The sequence below is a fragment of the Microcoleus sp. Pol8_D6 genome (genome assembly GCF_036700965.1).
Lineage (GTDB): Bacteria > Cyanobacteriota > Cyanobacteriia > Cyanobacteriales > Microcoleaceae > Microcoleus.
Genome location: NZ_JAUBPW010000017.1, coordinates 26,376 through 45,228 on the forward strand (window position 1 = coordinate 26,376; position 18,853 = coordinate 45,228).

Consider the following 18,853-nt stretch of genomic DNA (forward strand, 5'->3'; position numbering starts at 1 on the left):
TTCTGATGTGAAACTACATAACATCCCTGAATCGGTTATTGTTCTATACTACAGCATTTCTACTGAGGTGAGCTCTACCTTAATAAATATTTAAGGATAAAGTACCCTTAATTCGGTAACTCCGGCAAAAAGCAACCGTACATTTACTGATTTTTTATCATTATACATATAATGAAGCAAAAAGCAAGTGGAACACAAAAATATTTTTTAGCCAGTCTGGGAGGAACTGGCACAATCTTCGGGTGATCTACGTTAGTCCACACCTCTGTCGATCGAGCAATTTTTAGCTCCGGGGCATCCTACAAGCTAAGAAAGCGGGTTGAGGGTAATATCATGTCCAGTAAAATCACCGCCACGCCAGCTCGCGTCGGCGGGTTCACCAAAATCTGTAGTAGTAGTAGTATAAGTTATAGATCCCCTCAACCCGCGCCTGCCTAAAGGGGGATAGTCGATCGACCGAACCTGATATAAATCCTATTAAGAAACAAACAAGCCGATCGAGCAGTGAGGGCCCGATCGGCTAAATTTTTCTGTGAAGCGCGATCGCCCCCAGCCCTTTAAATGTGGAAGTGATACAAGATACTGCCGTCGTCTTTAATTTCGCAATTGGCATTAAAAACTTCAGCTTGTTGGTTCAAAAAACGCTGAGCCACATCCGGTGACAGCCGCGTTTCCATCGCAAACCGCACCAGAGTTATTTCGCCGTGGCCTTCTTTGATCAGTCGGTACAAAGCACTTTGGAGCCTTTCGCTCTCTTCTCGCTGAAAAGCTGCTTTGTACTTCCAATCCGCCACCGAAGGAATCAAACCGCGGCTGACCAAAATAGCCAACAGTAAGCCAATTCCCAAAATCAGAGGCACTGTCGGATCGCTTGTGGGCGTCGCCACAATTTGCGGCACTGTAGCGGCGGCCAAACTGCTAACCATTTCTTTTTCCGACGCTTGCGTATCCGCCATTGCAAGCTGAGTTTTGTTGTAAAAGTCTTGCTGAAGCTTCATTTGCTGCAACAGGCGAGCACGCTCTCTTTCGTATTGGTCGAGTTTTTGCTGAGCTTGTTTCAGGTCTTGAGTGACTTGTGCCAACCGTTGGTTGAGCGACTGATTGACTGATTGCCACCGATATCTGTTAATCAGGCGACTTTTTTCAACCATGCCTTTCATCAACATATCCGCCGTTTGGATTGCTTGCTCCTGATCGAGCGAGCGATACCCAACAACAATCTCTAGGGGTTGTTCCGGCTTAGAAATCTTGACACTAGCATTTTGTCGAACTTGCTGGGGCGACAGCTTAACTGCATCTGCCACGGCTTTGACAACATTATCTGCTAGGAGAACCTCCGGGGTGAGTTGCTCTCCCTGCTTGAGAATTGTCGTGCCCGTGGTCGAAAATTTGACTGGCGGATTATTAGAAGTGAGAGTGCCTTGAGCCATGAATCCGGGGGGCGGGGCGAGGCGGTAGGCCAGGGCGCCTGAAATACCCATAATTACAGCAAAACTGCCTAGGGCAATCCATCTGTATTGATGTGCTGAAGATCTAAAACGTAAATTTCCCATTTTGATAGTCAAGTCATAACATTCGCTTGCCGCAGCTACTGCCAAACACCAGAGCGATCGTTTCTTTCTGGTTAGTCAAATTGACTGCTGAAAATTTTCTCAGTTTGTACCTAAAAGCTATTAGCTTTTGAGAGTTGTCAATATTCATGAACCCAAAAAACCGATCGCGCTTTTATTTGATCCGAGCTATAACTTCAGTTTTTGTCCTTAATAATTAATCTGTAACAAGGCTTCTGGAAGTCTACTCGCATCAGACTAGCACTCAGGCGTGCGAGATCCTCGCCTCCCCGTGTTTGTTGACATTCAAAAGAGTCACCTTTTCACCCTTGGCAATCCTCCAATTATCTTACGTCTTGGCGTCTTGCGGACGCGGTTGAAGAATAAAAAAAACCTTAAATAATCTGCCTAAAAACTTAACAAGCAAGAATTATACCATGCAGTTAAGAGTTTGCTGCGTATTAAAAAAAATTGTGGATCGGGGCGCGAGACCAGATCCACATATTCACATAACAATTATGGTTCGATCAGTTGATGGTTTGATCGAGCCTCTGAGGCGAATGTTCACAAGCCGATCGGCAAAATAAGACCCTCGCGTGCCATGACAGCCTTCGGAAAAGCAATTTGCACATCTTCGGCGATGCGATCGAGAAAATCGTCAGTATGAGCCGGATCATGGTGAAAAATCACCACTCGTTTCACCCGCGCCTCCTTAGCCATTCTCACCGCTTCCTGCCAAGTCGAGTGTCCCCAACCCACCTTCGGAGACTTGGGGTTGTGATATTCCTCGTCTGTGTACATCGCATCGTAAATCAGCACATCAGCGTCGAGGGCTAAATTATAGACATTCTCATCTAGGCGATCGGGAAAATGCTCAGTATCCGAACAATAAACAACAGATCGTCCCTGCCAAGTCACCCGATATCCCATAGCAGTATTCGGGTGATTAAGAGAACCCGTCCTAATCTCAATATCGTCCAGCATCATCGTCTGGTTGTGATTGAGTTCGTAGAAATTCAAATCTGCCTGCAAACCCATCAGCGGCACCGGCGAATTCGAGTGGAGCACCCGTTCAACAAAGTGCCTTTTCATGCAATCTCCATCCGGCGGAGTCGCCCCATAAATATCAAAGCTATTGCCGCGGATGAAAGCTGGGGCGAACAGAGGGAAACCTTGAATGTGATCCCAGTGATAGTGAGTAAAAAACATATAAGCTTGCACGGGCATTTCTTGCACCAACTGGTCTCCCAGCATCCGCAAGCCTGTTCCGCCGTCAAAAATCAAGCGTTTGCCAGCGACTCGCATTTCCAAACAAGAAGTATTGCCGCCGTAGCGAACAGTTTCCTGTCCGGGTGTCGGAACACTGCCCCGCACGCCCCAAAACTGTACTACAAATTCATCTATACCTTTTATTGATTCGGAGGGTTGAGGGCAATCAAGGGGATTTGCCGCTACAGAGGACAAGCTGATTTCCATTTTAAAATTCAGGCTTTAAGGTTCCACATTGTCCGTGATGGCGCAGCAGATGATCGCACAACACTAAAGCTACCATCGCTTCCACCATTGGCACAGCTCTTGGCAAAACGCAAGGGTCGTGCCGTCCCTTGGCAGCCAGCAGCGTTTCTTCGCCTTCTCGGGTAACGGTGCGCTGCTGCTGGCGAATTGTCGCAGTCGGCTTGAATGCCGCCCGCAAAATGATATTTTCGCCGTTAGCAATCCCACCCTGAATTCCGCCAGAGCGATTCGTCACTGTACGAATTACACCCTTATCATCAGTATAGTATTCATCATTATGTTCGCTGCCTTTGAGCAGAGTCCCGGCAAACCCGGAACCAATTTCAAAGCCTTTGCTGGCGGGCAAGGACATGATGGCTTTGGCCAAGTCGGCTTCGAGTTTGTCGAATACGGGCATTCCCAGACCTTTGGGTACATTGCGGGCGACGCATTCGACTACACCGCCGATTGAATCTCCGCTGTCACGAACTTTTTCGATCAGTTCAATCATTCTTTCGGCACATTCGGCATCTGGACAGCGGACGATGTTGCTTTCTACTTGTTCTAAGGTAACAGTGTCCGGATCGGCGACACATTCTAAGTCTTTGATGCGTTTGACGTAGCCGACTATTTCGACTCCTGCTGCTTGTTTGAGAATTTTTTTAGCGATCGCCCCTGCTGCTACTCTACCTATTGTCTCTCTCGCGGACGATCGACCTCCGCCTTGCCAGTTACGAATTCCGTACTTAGCATCGTAGGTAGCATCAGCGTGGGAAGGGCGGTAGGTAGTCGCCATTTCGCCGTAATCTTGGGGGCGAGTGTCTTGATTGCGGACTAAAATTGCGATCGGCGTTCCCAAAGTTTTGCCTTCAAACACCCCGGACAGAATTTCGCAGGTATCTGCTTCTTTGCGGGGCGTAGTAATTTTGCTTTGGCCGGGGCGACGGCGATCGAGTTCTGCTTGAATTTCCGATGCGTCGATCGACACCAGGGGCGGGCAACCGTCAATTACTACTCCGACACCGCCGCCGTGAGATTCCCCAAATGTCGATATCCGAAATAAATGCCCAAATGTGTTCCCCATGATGCTTTAGCCTGACACCTAATAATTTTTAGCTTAAATGGAATAGAGATTTACTGTATTTATGAAAAATATACCATTGACGAGTAGGCGACAGGTGATCGCCTCACAGCATCACTCCCTTCCCACCCCTAGAAGAATATCTACCAGGGAGAGAGGGAGAGACAGAGAATAGGAGATATCTGGAAACACACTTAAATTCATCCGTATATCCGTGTCCGAATCCGTGTTGTGCCTTCCTTCTTCTTTAGTCTTCGTGTTCTTCAAAAGGATCTCTCAATTCCTTAGCGGGAGGGCCGAAAGCCGTGTAGATCGAGAAACCGGTGATGGCCACCAGACACACACCGAGAGAAATGCCGAGAACTGCTGCGGGTTCCATATTTGTGATCGATTATGAGTGCTCCACTCTATAATATTACAAAAAATAACAATCCGTCTGAAAGTCTCGTGATTTTAGGCGCTGTACGGTATGGCAGCCAACCGCCACTCCCCGTTTTCCGAGTACCCCGGCAGCATTTCTGAGAAATTGCGATCGCAATTAGCGGTAGAAATATGTCAAACTTTTCTGTAGAGATTCATTGCAGGTGACTTATGGCACAACGGACTTGGTTAGGAGATATACTCAAACCCCTTAACTCGGAATACGGCAAGGTAGCCCCCGGCTGGGGAACCACGCTGTTGATGAGCGTGTTCATTGGACTGTTTTTCGTGTTCTTGTTGATTATTTTGCAAATCTACAACTCTTCTCTGATTCTGGAGAGTGTGGATATGGATTGGTCGAGTCTCGACCGCTAAAAATTGATCGCAAAACAGTAAGGCTAAAAGTAAAAGCTGAGGGTTGAGGAGAAAGGGTAAAAGCTAAGTTTTCCCATTTTTCCTTACCCTTTCCGATTACTTTTGCCATAAATAAACAAAAAGTAACTAAACAAATTGCTGGAGAAAAACCATGAATATTTTTGGCATTGGTTTGCCCGAAATGGCAGTTATTTTTACGATCGCCCTATTGGTATTTGGCCCTAAAAAATTACCTGAAATCGGTCGGAGTATGGGGAAAGCAATTCGGGGCTTTCAAGACGCTTCGCGGGATTTTGAGTCGGAATTCACGCGGGAAGCTAAGCAGTTAGAAGAAGCAGTAGCAACTACCAGCAAACCGGAAACTGAAAAACTCGCGGCGGCTACTCCCAAGGAAGATAGCACAGACAGTTAAATGAACAACACTCAGAAGTCGGAAACACCAGCGGAGTTAGTGATTCCCCAGCTAATAGTTGGGTTGGGAAATCCAGAACCTAAATACGATCGCACCCGACACAACATAGGCTTTAATGCTGTCGATGCCTTGGCTAAATCTTGGCAGATTTCCCTGTCGGAAAATCGCAAATTTCAAGGCATATTTGGCGAGGGAAATCGGCCGCGGGGACAGAAAATCCGTTTGCTGAAACCGCTTACTTACATGAATCTGTCGGGTCAAGCGATTCGGGCGGCGACGGATTGGTACAAAATACCTGCGGAGTCGGTATTAATAGTATACGATGATATGGATTTGCCGATCGGGAAATTGAGAATGCGGCTTGCCGGTTCAGCCGGCGGACACAACGGCATGAAATCCACAATTTCTCATTTGGGTACAGACAAGTTTCCCCGCTTGCGGATTGGCATCGGCAAACCTCAAAACGATGCTGCTAAAAATGAGAAAGATACGATTTCCTTCGTGTTAGGAAAGTTTTCCTCAGAGGAAAGTCAGTTAGTAGAAAAAGTGCTTAAACTGGTTGTAGAAGCTGTGGAACTAAGTCTACATCAAGGAGTAGAAAAAGCCATGAGCCTTTACAATAGTCGCACAATTGCAGAAACAAACGCGGAAACAAAAAGGTGAGTTCGAGACGTTTGCCTGAAACAACTGCATATGTCCGGGTTACTGGTCAATCTTGGCAAAAAGGCACGATTGAGGGTGAAGTGACTGCGGGTAATTTTGAGTGGCAGTTTCAGTGGCGTTTCACGTCAGAAAAAACGCTGATACTTGAGCCTTCTCAGGGTAGGGCATTGATTCAGGAACCGCTGCACCGGTTTCTGGAAAAATGGGATTATCAATTAGAACCAGGTGGCGATTATTCGTTTACGGTTCGGGCTGAGTTTTAAAATCTTAGTAATGGGAAGGGAAAAAGCGCTGGGGAAGGCAAACTTTCTCTAGTAGTATCTCCCGATTCCAGTGATTCTTTAATTAAAGCAGGTGGCGTCCCTTCTCGGTAAGCCCCGCAATAATACATTGTCAAAACAGCTTTGTAAGCCCAGTGATTGGAAGGTACATCGGTAAAAGGATTTGGCAAAGTTTCAGCCTGATTCTGCACGCAAGCATTGAGAATTTCTTCTCGTATTACCTGCATTTGAACTAAAGAATTATTTGGCTTGACTGGTGCGGTATTTTGTGCGTTTGCCGGAGCTAACAAACCTGTATAAATTAACAGTGTAGCAGTGCCAAAGATGCTGAGTTTCATAACTTTATAAATTTCTGGACAAGTTGGGTGGTAGTGAGGAATTTAGTCCTCAAAATTGTGGCAAATAAGGACTCTTCGTCCTTACTCGAAACCTTTGGACTGTTGGGACATTTTTCGCATTCCCAAAGCCAAGACAGTCAAAAACAACAGCCCGATCGCGCCAGCTAGCGGATTGCCGTTAACTCCTGTCACCCAGTCGGGAACAGATGCCGAATATCGCACTAACTGCCCGATGTTAATAATGTAATATCCCCAGACTAAACCTGCATGAAGCCCGATCGACAAACCGAGGCGATTTTGGCGCGATCTTTTACCCCAAACCAGACTCAAACCCAGCAACAACAACCCCGGAAACTGCGGCCAACTCCCCAGCATAGCCGCGACAGGTTTGATAAAATGAGATAGGGCAAACACCAGGCTATTCGCCCACAGAGATATTTTATAATTGTAATCTCGCTGCAACTCGTCCAGCAACCAACCACGGAATACCAACTCCTCGGCAAAACCGACTCCAAGGGCGCTTAACAGCCCTTCTGCGATGATTCTCGGCAAATTATCAGAATTTTGCCACGCGACTAAGCCGAACAGCCCTTGCACCGCAAATAAGCTGAAAGTGAGCAAAAGCCCGATCGCCAATCCGATTAAAAGCTCAAAACCGTTTTTTCGCGTATTGATTAAACCGTAACTCTTGAGTAATTTGGTTTGTCCGTAAACCAGTTTTCCCCAGCGCGGCACTAAGAACAGAAACTCAGTAAACAACAATCCCATTGTCAGAATAGTGGCTAGGTTACTATCTTTAACTAACAGATAAATTGGTGCTGCTAGCGGCAGCCAAATTGCTAGCAAAATTAATAGGAAAATTATCACACGGAAAGGAAATGGATAAGTGGCTATTATTTGGCAGCGGTTAATCATTGGTTACAATTTACTTGCTGAGAGATTTTAATTTTTAGTAAAAATAAACATAACACGGGTCGGACGCATGAGTGAAATAGTCAACAACACAGTCGCTTAAATGAGTGACACTCAAATGGTGTAGCACAAGTAAGTGTCACTCCAAAAAGCGACTGTAAACTCCCCAATACTGCCACTTATATATGGAGTATCACAATATGAAAGGATAAATAAAAATGTCTCAGCAAGATCCTACAAGTATCGATTTAACCAGTAGTGATTTTTCGTTTGGAGAAATGTCAGTCGATGACATAGCTGCGATCGCAGCAATAGAGGCTGGAATTAGCGATCCAACACATCCAATCGAGGGCGAAACCGCACCAATACCTAGTATCCCACCGCTACCGATCGCACCGACCGCAATTCCGATCGCCAAACGGCCCGTCAGTGGGCGCTACCGCGGTACATTAGGCAGCTTTCAACTCGAACTCCGGGTTGACGTTGATCGCACTCGACCAATGAAGCGGTTAAGCGGCGACTTCTTCCAAGTCAGCGGCGGTACGACTACCTATTTTGGCTCCTTTATCGTCGATGCGCCGACGATAAAGGTAACAGCTTCTCAAGTCGTCATCAAGGGCCTCGGAAGCTTTACCTTTGCCGCCGGATCTCCCGTAATACAGGTGACAATCCAGCGCAAGTTCATCTTCCAGCCGCAGGCGCCAGCAACGGTGGAATTTTTCACAAAGGGCGGAGTCGCCGGAGCAACTTACACTTGTGTCTTCGAGTCTGTCTATTTCCGCAGTCTGCGACTAGAAACAGACCAGGTTTCCGATGTTGTCACTCCCATATTCAGCAGCTACAACACGGGTTCCCTGCCGTCGGGGGGGCCAGCGCGCAACCTCAGCGTCGTCAGTTCCTATGCAGAAGCTGGGATCGAGATGATCGCAACAGCAGGAAACAACGTCATCAATATCGATGAAGCTGGTGCGGGCGCTAAATGGAGCAACTCCGAACTGCACGCTTCGATGCAGAAACACTTCACCTTGTGGCAGGATTTGCCGCAGTGGGCTGTTTGGCAGGTAGTTGCTCAACTTCACGACCTGGGCCCTGGGCTCTACGGCATCATGTTTGACCAGCAAGGGAAGCAGCGGCAAGGCTGCGCCGTTTTTCATCAAGGTATAGGTGGCGAAACTCCCGAAAAGCTGCGATTGCAGCTCTACACTTATGTTCACGAGCTGGGGCATAGTTTTAACTTGCTGCACTCGTGGCAAAAGTCCTTGGCGACGCCCCCTGGTACGAATCGCCCGCTGGCACTGTCTTGGATGAACTATCCCTTTAATTACCCAGCACCGGGTGGCGAGGCTACCTACTGGAGCCAGTTTGCGTTTCAGTTCGACAATGAGGAGGTCATCCATCTCCGCCATGCGTTCCGCAACAATATTATTGTGGGTGGAAACGACTTTGCGATCGGCTCTGGTCTGGGCCAGGAAGTGATGGCCGATCCGATTCGCGATGAGTCGGGACTGACTTTCAGTATCTCTACCAACCAAAAGAGCTTCGCGCTAGGTGAGCCTGTGGTACTGCAATTAATGCTGGGAACGACGGCTGCGGGTGGGCGCCGGGTGCATACTTGGCTGCATCCGAATTGCGGCTTGGTCAAAATCGTGATTCGCAAGCCTAGCGGCGCAGTTGTGGTTTATGAACCGCTAATCGATCATTTAGTTGGCCAGCGAGAAAGTACGATCGCGCGCGATGATGTAATTCCAGAAAGCGCATATATCGGCTATGGCAAAGACGGATTTTATTTCGATCAACCCGGAAATTACCGGGTACGGGCGGTCTATGGGGCTTTGGACGGTTCAGAGGTATTCTCGGATATCATCACTATTCGCGTTCGCTATCCTGTGACGCCAATTGAGGAAGAATTGGCCGCTCTGTTTATCGGCGACGAACAGGGTTCTTTGCTCTATTTGCTGGGTTCGGATGATGAGTCTTTGCGAAGCGGTAACGATGCTTTTGAGGAAGTTCTAGCAAAATATCCGAAACACGCGATGGCAAACTATGTTCGGATGGTGAAGGGTATCAACGCTAGCCGTGACTTTAAAACGATTACCGACGATCGTGAAACCCGGGTGATTGTACGCCCTGCGGAGTTGGATGAAAGCGCCAAGTTGCTGACAGCAGTCGCCGATTCCAATATTCTCGACCCTGTTTCGGCACAGATGTCCCTTTCCTGTTTAGCTGAGGTTCAGGCTAAAACCGGCGATGAGGATGCTGTTAGCAAAACCTTTAGCAAAATCTCAGCAATGGAAGTCAAGACATTGCGATCGGCAGCCAAGAAGTAAAAAGTGAATTGGTGAATTACCCAGAAGATTGCTTTACTTTATTTTAAACTAAATAAGTAAAGCAATTTTTGTTAGTTTGTACAAAACACTGCTAGGAACAACTTCACAGCATTAATGATAAGTCTGTTGTTGGTTCGACACCTGATAATTCTGTTGGCACTTTTGGCGATCGGGTCTAGCTGCGTACCCGATCGCCCCCAAGCCGATTTTTTTACCCCTTACCATTACCAAGCGAGTACCACTATGCGTTTATCGATCAAACTTCGCGACGGTTTCAGCAATAACACAGTGACTGTAGAAGTGAATGAACAGGAAGTCTATCGCAAGTCTGGCGTGACTACGGATTTGACGATTTCCTTCGCGGATGCGGTGGAAGTTCCTGTTGGGGAATCCACAGTTAAATTGAAGGTGGCGGTGGAGGGTGGCGAGACGCAAACCAAGGAAATCCGAGTGCAAGAGACTCCTTTTGTTGATGTCTGGATTCTTAACGGAAAAATGGAGTTGCGAGCATCCAAGGAAGAGATGCCGATGCTTTAGCAACTAGCCGATTCCACGGGAAATTAAACATTGACATCTTGCGGTTATTTCATAATTGTGCAAAGCCGATTTTTGGGCGCTGCGAACTGGTGCGGGCTGTACGCAGCAGACAGAAACAGGTACAATAGCATTGTAGCTGTTGCAACTTTAGGTAAAATAAGTTAAAAAGCCAGGTGACAATGACTGAAGCCTCCGATTTTTCCAATGTCGATCAAGAATTAGATGACACAATTTTAAGCTTCGCAGACATTCAGGCAGAACTCAACCTGCGCCACGCTAAAGATGCTCTGCGAGATATAGTAGAAAATCTCGACTTGACAGTTCAAGAGCGAACTGGACTGGAACCAGAAATTGGCGGGTTAGAGAAAATGCTCGACAAGCTAGAGCGCGCTTGCGTGCAAATAGCTGTGTTTGGGATGGTGGGAAGGGGAAAATCTTCGGTTTTGAACGCGCTGCTAGGTCAAAATGTGTTTGAAACTGGCCCGACTCACGGGGTGACTCGCACGACGACTATCGGCCAGTGGGATGTCGGAGAGGGAATTGATGAGAATTTGCCCGATGGCTTACGCCCCGCTACGCTACGACTTTCGCCAGTTATTTACCGTTTGTCGCAAGTTGAATTAGTCGATACTCCGGGAATAGATGAAGTTGACGGCGAAACTCGCGAACTTTTAGCCCGCCGCGTTGCTCAACAAGCAGATTTGATTTTGTTTGTGGTTGCTGGCGACATTACGAAGGTGGAATACGCAGCACTTTCGCAGTTGCGGGAAGCCGGAAAACCGATGTTATTAGTGTTTAATAAAATTGACCAGTATCCTGATGCAGACAGGCTGGCAATTTATCATAAAATTCGGGACGATCGCGTCAGAGAATTATTGTCTCCCGATGAAATTGTGATGGCGGCGGCTTCGCCTTTGACAGCGAGGGCGGTGCGCCGTCCCGACGGCAGTATGGGTGTGCAAATGACTCGCAGTTTGCCACAAGTGCAAGATTTAAAATTAAAGATTTTGGAGATTTTAGACCGAGAAGGCAAGTCTTTGGTGGCGCTGAATACGATGCTCTGTGCGGGGGATATTAACGAGCAGTTGGTGCAGCGAAAAATGGAAATTCGAGATGACGCGGCTAATCGAATTATCTGGAACGGGGTAATGACGAAAGCGGTGGCGATCGCACTTAATCCAATTACTGTAGTTGATATTCTTAGCGGTGCGGTAATTGATGTGGTGATGATCTTAACTTTATCTAAAGTTTACGGCATTGCGATGACGGAAGCGGGCGCGGTGGAATTGCTGCAAAAGATTGCGATTAGTATGGGGGGAATTACTGCGGGGGAATTGTTGGCTAATTTTGGTTTGAGTTCTTTGAAAGGATTGTTGGGTTTGGCGACGCCGGCGACGGGGGGTTTGGCTTTAGGGCCTTATTTGTCTGTGGCGGTGACGCAAGCTGCGATCGCCGGGGTTTCTTCCTACGGAATTGGTCAAGTTACTAAGGCTTATTTGGCTAATGGTGCTTCTTGGGGAGATGATGGGCCAAAGGCTGTGGTGAGCAAGATTTTGTCTTCTTTGGATGAGGATTCTATTTTAAATCGGATTAAGGAGGAGTTGCGGGCTAAGTTGGATTTGGGAAGTGTGGAAAAACAGAAATCTTAGCGATCGACTGTTTTACGTTGACCCAGCAATTATGGCGCAGCCCTGGCGCAATCCGGCAGGGGTTTAAACCCCTGCCTCAAAGCTAAATTTGTGTGAAGACAATTTAACAAATTATTAGGATAACAACCTGTTACCAATTAGCAATTATTACTATATCTTACTAACTCACAACTTATGCAACTGGCACAGGTGGGGAGATTACGGCAAATAAGGTGTGCTGTGCACACCCTACTCTAATTCCGCGAAGGCGAACTTTGTTTATGTAGCCGCCAATTCGATTCGGCGGGTTAAGATCGAATTTTTAATCCTAATCCGAGTCAGCGGCTTAACATCAGGTTTTCAACCCTAATTCGCTCCTATTTATAACCCCTATTTTTCTCCGACCAAATGCGGGTTGGTAGTCCCCAAACATAGACAAATCCTTCGGCAGCTTTGTGATCGAATTCGTCCTCTGCGCCGTAGGTTGCTAAGTCGAAACTGTACAGTGAATTGTCAGATTTGCGGCCGACAATCGTCGCATTTCCTTTGAATAGTTTGAGCCGCACGGTTCCAGTGACTCGCTTTTGCGTGTCCTGAATAAATGCGTCTAAAGCGGTTTTCAAAGGATTGTACCAAAGACCGTTGTAAATCATTTGGCTGTAAGTTTCTTCGATGCCGCGCTTGTATCGCGTGACATCTGCTGTCAGGGTCAAACTTTCTAAGTCTCGGTGCGCGTGCATCAAAACTAAAATCGCTGGTGTTTCGTAAATTTCCCGCGATTTAATCCCGACTAAGCGGTTTTCAATCATGTCGATGCGCCCTACTCCGTGATTTCCAACTATTTCGTTGAGTTGGGAAATTAAGGCAACTGGTGATAAATCTTTGCCGTTTAAAGTGACAGGATTCCCGCAATCAAAACCGATTTCTAGGTATTCGGGTGTGTCGGGAGTTTGCTCGATCGCCTTTGTCATCAAATACACCTCTTCCGGCGGTTCCGCCCAAGGATCTTCGAGGATTCCGGCTTCAATTGCCATTCCCAATAAGTTGCGATCGATACTGTAAGGCGAAGACTTTTTCACCGGCGACGGAATGCCGCATTTTTCACCGTATGCGATCGTTTCCTCCCGGCTCATTTTCCACTCCCGCGCCGGTGCTAAGATTTTAATCTTGGGGTTGAGCGCGCCGATCGACACATCGAACCGCACCTGATCGTTTCCTTTACCTGTGCAACCGTGGGCGATCGCATCTGCACCGTATTTTTCCGCAGCTTCTACTAACAATTTAGCAATCAGCGGGCGAGCTAGGGCAGTCGAAAGGGGATAACGATTTTCGTAAAGTGCGTTAGCTTGAATCGCTGGAAACGCATAGTCTTTGACAAATTCTTCGGTAGCATCAATAACTAAAGATTCCGAAGCACCGGATGCTAAAGCTTTTTTGCGGATTGGTTCTAATTCGTCTCCCTGTCCCAAATCCGCGGCCAGAGTAATTACCTCTTCCACACCCCACTCGTTTTTGAGGTAAGGAATGCAGACGGAGGTATCGACTCCGCCCGAATATGCTAGCACAACTTTTTTAGCGCGACTCATTGCTATTTACATCCTGAATTTAACTGACATCTTGCACCATTGTCACTAAGCTTTTCAGGGCGGGCTCTTCGGCCCACCCACAAAAAAATATCATTTTTGTGGAACAGGCCGGAAAGCCTGTTCTTGAGAATGGTGCAAGATATCCGATTTAACCGACTTTTCATTATGCACCTAATTGAGATCGATTCTTGTCAGAAATAGTACAGATTTATATATTCTTTTTTTGCTAAACTTGGCTATTTACCGGGGGAGTTGCTGGGGAAAATCTGCTACCGTGGGATACGGTAACTGTGGCGATGGGGAAAAACCGTGTTTTTTAGTGTTGTGATTCCGACGTACAATCGTAAACCGATTTTGGCAAAATGTCTACTGGCTTTGGAAAATCAGCAGTTCGGTGAGATTGTCAGAGAGTATGAAGTAATTGTCGTAGACGACGGTTCGACGGACGGGACGCTGGAGTGGTTGGCGACAAATGCTGACTTGTTGCCTCATGTGCGATCAATCTGTCAATCTCACCAGGGCCCGGCGGCGGCCCGGAATTTGGGCGTTGAAGATGCTAAGGGCGATACGATTATTTTTATTGACAGCGATTTGGTGGTAACAGAGCATTTTTTGCAAGCACACGCCGATGCTTTACTACAGGGTTACAAAGATACTGATGCTGTTTTTACTTACGGCAGCGTGATTAATACTTGCAATTTCGACAATCCTACCTCAGAGTCTTATAAAATCACCGATTTTTCAGCGGCTTATTTTGCTACGGGAAATGTGGCGATCGCCCGTCACTGGCTACTGGCTGCTGGACTGTTTGACAATCGCTTTCAACTGTACGGATGGGAAGATTTAGAGTTGGGAGTTAGGTTAAAAAAATTAGGTTTGAAACTCATTAAATGTCCGGATGCTGTCGGCTATCACTGGCATCCACCTTTTAGTTTAGAGCAAATTCCGGGCATGATTGACCGAGAAATTCAGCGCGGTAGAATGGGAGTTTTGTTTTATCAAAAACACCCAAGTTGGGAAGTACGGATGATGATTCAAATGACTTTTTTGCACCAAATCCTATGGGGAGTTTTATCATTAGGTGGGATGCTGAACGAGCGAACTATGACTCCTTTTTTGCAGTGGTTGATTGACCAAGGCAAGCCGCAGTTAGCTCTAGAAATTGCTCGGATTTTTCTGAATTGGTATAACGTGAAAGCCGTGTACGCCGCTTGCGGGGAATTGCAGACCGAGACAAAGATACCATAAATCAGCCCGACAGCGCAAATAAAATATAAGATATTGTAGGAGTCTTTCAGGGCCCATTGGTGTCAACTTAAGCTCAAATGTAGTAAAGGCCTACTGTTTGACAATTATGTCTACACTGCCCTAGCGCTGCTAAAAAGGAGGATTTAGGGAACTCAAGACTTGGATACAAACCAGAAAAACAAATAATTTTAGTCTTAAGTTGACACCCATGTTCCGGCCTGTTTTAATTAACCTTTCCAGTGAGGATATCTACTGAAAAAAAACACAAAAAAAGCCACCAGATAAAGGCAGGCAAAATCGGTTGATAGAAAGTTTACAAGCTTTACCTTTAATCAAAATTGCTTGCTTAGCCTGTGATTTGAGCAATATAGGCTGTTTTCTCACTCGGCTCCGATAATTTTATCTACCAACATTTTCCAACGAGCATTAGTTTTGATATAATGACAGATAATTTAGGAGTGTGCTAGAGAGCCAATAGTTGTGCTGGTTTATCTGAGAGTGTTAGCTACAAGCGGTTAATGACTTTAAAAATATTCCCACATATACAACTTGAATCGTTTGAGGGTCTGCTGTGAATAGAACTGACAATAAAAATCCAAGACTAGAAACACTTAGACTTCAAAATACTGTCTTACAAGAAAATATTTTAATGGTGGACGACCATCCAGAAAGCTTGCGACTTTTATCCCAGCTTTTGTCTAAGCGGGGATATAAAGTGCGGCCGACACGAGATGGTAAATTGGCTCTTAACTTTGCTCTCTCGAATCCACCCGATTTGATTTTGCTGGACATTATGATGCCCGGTATGGATGGCTATCAAGTCTGCGAACAGCTAAAAGCTTGTCCGCAAACCAAAGATATTCCTGTGATTTTTATTAGCTGTTTCGATGAAGTTTTTGATAAAGTCAAAGCTTTTTCACTGGGAGCGGCAGACTACATTACTAAACCATTTCAAACAGAAGAAGTGGTGAGCCGCGTCGCAAATCAACTGCTTCTGAGCCGTCTTTATAAACAAATTTTAGCACAAAATGCGCGTCTGCAAGCAGAAATAGAAGAACGCAAGCGGATCGAAGCAGAACTCCGAGACAGCCAACGCTGGCTGTCGGCAGTAATTCAAACACATCCTAATCTTTTGTACGTTTCCGATTTGATTGAACAGCGAACTCTGTATATCAACCGCGAAATCTATAGCGATATTGGCTACACCCTAGAAGAAATCCAGCAGATGGCAGGAGGATTTCTTCCTAACTTAATACACCCAGACGATTTGCCAGGATTCTCAGAACATCTGAGGAGGATTGAGGTAGCAAAAGACGGTGAAAGCTTTGAGTTTGAGTACCGAATTCAGCACAAAAATGGTGAATATCGCTGGTTTGTTAGCGTGGATACCGTGTTTGCCAGAACAGCCGACGACAAACCTTGGAAAATTTTGGGGACGGCTACTGAAATTAGCGATCGCAAACAAGCAGAACTCGAACTTAAAACAGCTTTAGCTGCTTTGGAACGGCAAATCAAACAAAGATTTATGCTAGAAACGATTACTCTCGAAATTCGATACAGCTTAAATCAAGATCAAGTTTTTCAAACAGCTAGTGCCCAAATAGGTCGAATTTTTAATGCCGATTGCTGCTTGGTTCACACCTACACAGACCACCCTAGTCCCCGCATTTTTTGTGTGGGAAAATACAGAAAATCTGACTCAGGATCGCTTTTAGATGTAGAAATTCCTGTGCAGGGCAATCCTCACGCTCAGTTTTTATTGTCCCAAGATCAAGCTGTAGTTTCTGACGATGTTTTTTCCGAACCGCTGCTAGAAAACGTCCGAGATTTGTGCTGTCAAATAGGTCTGAAATCCATGATATCTATCCGCACTTCTTACCAGGGAAAAGCCAACGGAATGATATGCTTGCATCAGTACGATCGCCCCCGCCACTGGACGCAGGAGGAGATCAGATTATTGAGTGCTGTGGCGGCACAGATGGGAATTGCGATCGCTCAAGCAACTCTTCTGGAACAAGATAAACAACAGCGACTTAAACTTCAACAAAGCGAAGCTAGTCTAGCAGCAGCCCAGAAAATTGCCCATATCGGCAGTTGGGAATTTGATTTAGTCACCAATAAAATTACTTGGTCAGAAGAAGTATTCCGCATTTTTGGTCTTGACTCAAGTGCAACTGAACCGACATCTGCCAAACTTTTAAAGATGTGTCATCCCGACGACAGAGAATTATTTCAACAAACAGTCAGCCTGACTATTTCACAAGGCATTGCCTACAAAAGAGAGTTTAGATTTTTGCATCCTAGCGGTCAAATTATCTACGTGGAAGGAAGGGGAGAAGCTGTTTTTAGCGAAACCGGGGAAGTAATCAAACTGTTGGGAACAGTGATGGATATTAGCGATCGCAAACAAGCCGAAGCAGCTTTGCAAATTAGCGAAGAACGTTTTTATCTGGCATTTGAAGGCAGTGCGATGGGATTGTGGGACTGGAATCTAGCCACAGGAGAAGTCTATTTTAATCCGCGGTGGAAAATGATGCTGGGATATGAAGTAGAGGAAATAGCAAATAGTTTTGCATCCTGGGAGAAACTGGTACATCCAGAGGATTTGTCTCCGGCTAAAGCAGCGCTAAGTGCTCACCTCGAAGGCCAAAATCCTACTTACGAAGTGGAATTTAGGATGCTGACAAAATCAGGCAAGTGGAAGTGGATTTTAGCTCAAGCGAAGGTGATGGAACGCGACGCTTCGGGAAATCCTTTGCGGATGACGGGCACGCATATTGATATTAGTGATCGCAAACAAGCCGAAGTAGATTTGCAATTTAGCGAACAGCGAGAACGAGAAAAAGCGCAACAGTTAGAAAAAACTCTGGCTGACTTGAAAAAAGCTCAATCTCAGCTTATTCAATCAGAAAAAATGTCAAGTATTGGGCAAATGGTAGCGGGAGTAGCCCACGAAATTAATAACCCCATCAGCTTCATCTATGGCAATATTATTCCCGCCGCACAGTATGCTCGCGATTTGGTAAAATTGATCCATCTCTACCAGCAATACTATCCCGAACAAGTTCCAGAAATAGCCCAAGAATTGGCAGAAGTTGAGGTAGATTTCATTGCTGATGATTTCCCAAAAATCATGTCTTCAATGCAAGAAGGTGCTAACCGAATTAAGCAGATAGTGCTGTCTTTGAGAAACTTTTCGAGACTAGACGAAACAGAGCGCAAAGTAATAGACATTCATGAAGGGATAGAGAGCACTTTGGTGATTTTGCAGCACCGATTCCAGTCACAGCCAAAACGTCGGGAGATTCAAGTTATTAAAAATTACGGGAACCTGCCCAAAGTCGAGTGTTATCCGGCTCAATTAAACCAAGTATTTATGAATTTGCTGGTGAATGCGATCGACGCTGTGGAAGAGTCATCAGCAAACTGTACTTGCAAAGTTAACCAGATTCGAATTGTTACTGAAGTCAGCAGCGAAAATCAAGTGCGTGTGGGGATTTCTGACACCGGGCCCGGTATCCGTCCCGAAATTCAGTCAAGGATGTTTGACCCATTTTTTACTACCAAACCGATCGGCACCGGCACTGGTTTGGGGCTGTCGATTAGTTACCAAATTGTGAAAGACACCCACGGCGGTAAGTTGGAGTGTCATTCAGAAGTTGGCCGGGGAACAGAATTTGCCATCGAACTGCCAATTTCGCAAAAGTTAAAAGTTAAAAGTTAGGATAAGCTGTTAAATCAGGGGCGGTAAATTAACCATAATTTTTGTAGGCGCCAGTTCACCAACCATCTATAATATCAGCCAGAGATGAGCCTAAACCCACCCCGACCGTCAGATGGGAGGGAATTCAACGGATATTATATGAATCGTCTATCAGAACCTATTTTAGAGTGCGTCATAACCTGACATTTTCTCCCGTACTTGCTGCGAACGGTCTGTCATTTAGTTTAATCTTATCTTAAACATGATATAATGAAAAGTTAGCCTTTTGAGGCTCCAG

At 46.0% G+C, this 18,853-nt stretch carries 16 protein-coding genes; 9 read left to right on the top strand and 7 right to left on the bottom strand.

Annotated features, from left to right (window positions below; translation table 11 throughout):
• Positions 1–557: 557 nt before the first annotated feature.
• The 4 genes from QUA10_RS09605 to psbN all read right to left on the bottom strand — a co-directional run bounded on the left by QUA10_RS09605 (position 558) and on the right by psbN (position 4,504).
• Positions 558–1,481: a hypothetical protein gene (locus tag QUA10_RS09605; protein ID WP_333082640.1), complete on the bottom strand. Its 924-nt coding sequence runs from the start codon at positions 1,479–1,481 to the stop codon at positions 558–560.
• Positions 1,482–2,114: 633 nt separating this feature from the next.
• The gene (locus QUA10_RS09610) at positions 2,115–3,026 is read right to left on the bottom strand and encodes an MBL fold metallo-hydrolase (protein WP_333082641.1); all 912 of its coding nucleotides are present in this window, start codon (positions 3,024–3,026) and stop codon (positions 2,115–2,117) included.
• Position 3,027: 1 nt separating this feature from the next.
• Complete coding sequence (gene aroC / locus QUA10_RS09615) at positions 3,028–4,128, bottom strand: chorismate synthase (protein ID WP_190659307.1); 1,101 nt, start codon at positions 4,126–4,128, stop codon at positions 3,028–3,030.
• Positions 4,129–4,372: 244 nt separating this feature from the next.
• On the bottom strand, positions 4,373–4,504 hold the full coding sequence (gene psbN / locus QUA10_RS09620) for a photosystem II reaction center protein PsbN (protein ID WP_190742515.1): 132 nt from the start codon (positions 4,502–4,504) through the stop codon (positions 4,373–4,375).
• A gap of 212 nt (positions 4,505–4,716) precedes the next feature.
• On the opposite strand from psbN, the gene psbH reads away from it, so the two are divergent.
• The 4 genes from psbH (at position 4,717) to QUA10_RS09640 (ending at position 6,258) form a co-directional block, all read left to right on the top strand.
• Positions 4,717–4,920 (top strand): photosystem II reaction center phosphoprotein PsbH, encoded by a 204-nt coding sequence (gene psbH / locus QUA10_RS09625; RefSeq protein ID WP_333082642.1) that lies wholly within the window; start codon positions 4,717–4,719, stop codon positions 4,918–4,920.
• A gap of 151 nt (positions 4,921–5,071) precedes the next feature.
• Positions 5,072–5,332 (top strand): TatA/E family twin arginine-targeting protein translocase, encoded by a 261-nt coding sequence (locus QUA10_RS09630; protein WP_333082643.1) that lies wholly within the window; start codon positions 5,072–5,074, stop codon positions 5,330–5,332.
• Positions 5,333–5,995, top strand: a complete 663-nt coding sequence (gene pth / locus QUA10_RS09635; RefSeq protein WP_015176009.1) for an aminoacyl-tRNA hydrolase — start codon at positions 5,333–5,335, stop codon at positions 5,993–5,995.
• Positions 5,992–6,258, top strand: coding sequence for a DUF3146 family protein (locus QUA10_RS09640; protein ID WP_332958583.1), 267 nt, complete (start codon positions 5,992–5,994; stop codon positions 6,256–6,258). Before pth ends, QUA10_RS09640 begins: the two co-directional genes overlap by 4 nt.
• Here QUA10_RS09640 and QUA10_RS09645 read toward each other — a convergent pair.
• A complete protein-coding gene (locus QUA10_RS09645) occupies positions 6,255–6,614 on the bottom strand; it encodes an S-layer protein (protein WP_333082644.1) in 360 nt (119 codons plus the stop codon). The two genes, QUA10_RS09640 and QUA10_RS09645, sit on opposite strands and share 4 nt — an antisense overlap.
• Positions 6,615–6,695: 81 nt before the next feature.
• Positions 6,696–7,529, bottom strand: coding sequence for a type II CAAX endopeptidase family protein (locus QUA10_RS09650; RefSeq protein ID WP_333082645.1), 834 nt, complete (start codon positions 7,527–7,529; stop codon positions 6,696–6,698).
• 215 nt (positions 7,530–7,744) lie between these two features.
• Here QUA10_RS09650 and QUA10_RS09655 point away from each other — a divergent pair, with 215 nt between their 5' ends.
• The 3 genes from QUA10_RS09655 to QUA10_RS09665 all read left to right on the top strand — a co-directional run bounded on the left by QUA10_RS09655 (position 7,745) and on the right by QUA10_RS09665 (position 12,039).
• The gene (locus QUA10_RS09655; RefSeq protein ID WP_333082646.1) at positions 7,745–9,853 is read left to right on the top strand and encodes a hypothetical protein; all 2,109 of its coding nucleotides are present in this window, start codon (positions 7,745–7,747) and stop codon (positions 9,851–9,853) included.
• Positions 9,854–9,967: 114 nt separating this feature from the next.
• Positions 9,968–10,390: a hypothetical protein gene (locus tag QUA10_RS09660; protein ID WP_333082647.1), complete on the top strand. Its 423-nt coding sequence runs from the start codon at positions 9,968–9,970 to the stop codon at positions 10,388–10,390.
• A gap of 179 nt (positions 10,391–10,569) precedes the next feature.
• Complete coding sequence (locus QUA10_RS09665) at positions 10,570–12,039, top strand: GTP-binding protein (protein ID WP_333082649.1); 1,470 nt, start codon at positions 10,570–10,572, stop codon at positions 12,037–12,039.
• Between the two features lie 356 nt (positions 12,040–12,395).
• On the opposite strand, the gene QUA10_RS09670 is transcribed toward QUA10_RS09665, so the two are convergent.
• Entirely contained in the window at positions 12,396–13,604 is a 1,209-nt protein-coding gene (locus QUA10_RS09670) for an argininosuccinate synthase (protein WP_333082651.1), read from the bottom strand.
• A gap of 309 nt (positions 13,605–13,913) precedes the next feature.
• Between QUA10_RS09670 and QUA10_RS09675 the strand changes: the two genes are divergently transcribed.
• Together QUA10_RS09675 and QUA10_RS09680 are read left to right on the top strand one after the other, a co-directional pair.
• Positions 13,914–14,852: a glycosyltransferase gene (locus QUA10_RS09675; RefSeq protein ID WP_333082653.1), complete on the top strand. Its 939-nt coding sequence runs from the start codon at positions 13,914–13,916 to the stop codon at positions 14,850–14,852.
• Positions 14,853–15,423: 571 nt separating this feature from the next.
• The gene (locus QUA10_RS09680; RefSeq protein WP_333082654.1) at positions 15,424–18,576 is read left to right on the top strand and encodes a PAS domain-containing protein; all 3,153 of its coding nucleotides are present in this window, start codon (positions 15,424–15,426) and stop codon (positions 18,574–18,576) included.
• Positions 18,577–18,853 lie beyond the last annotated feature (277 nt).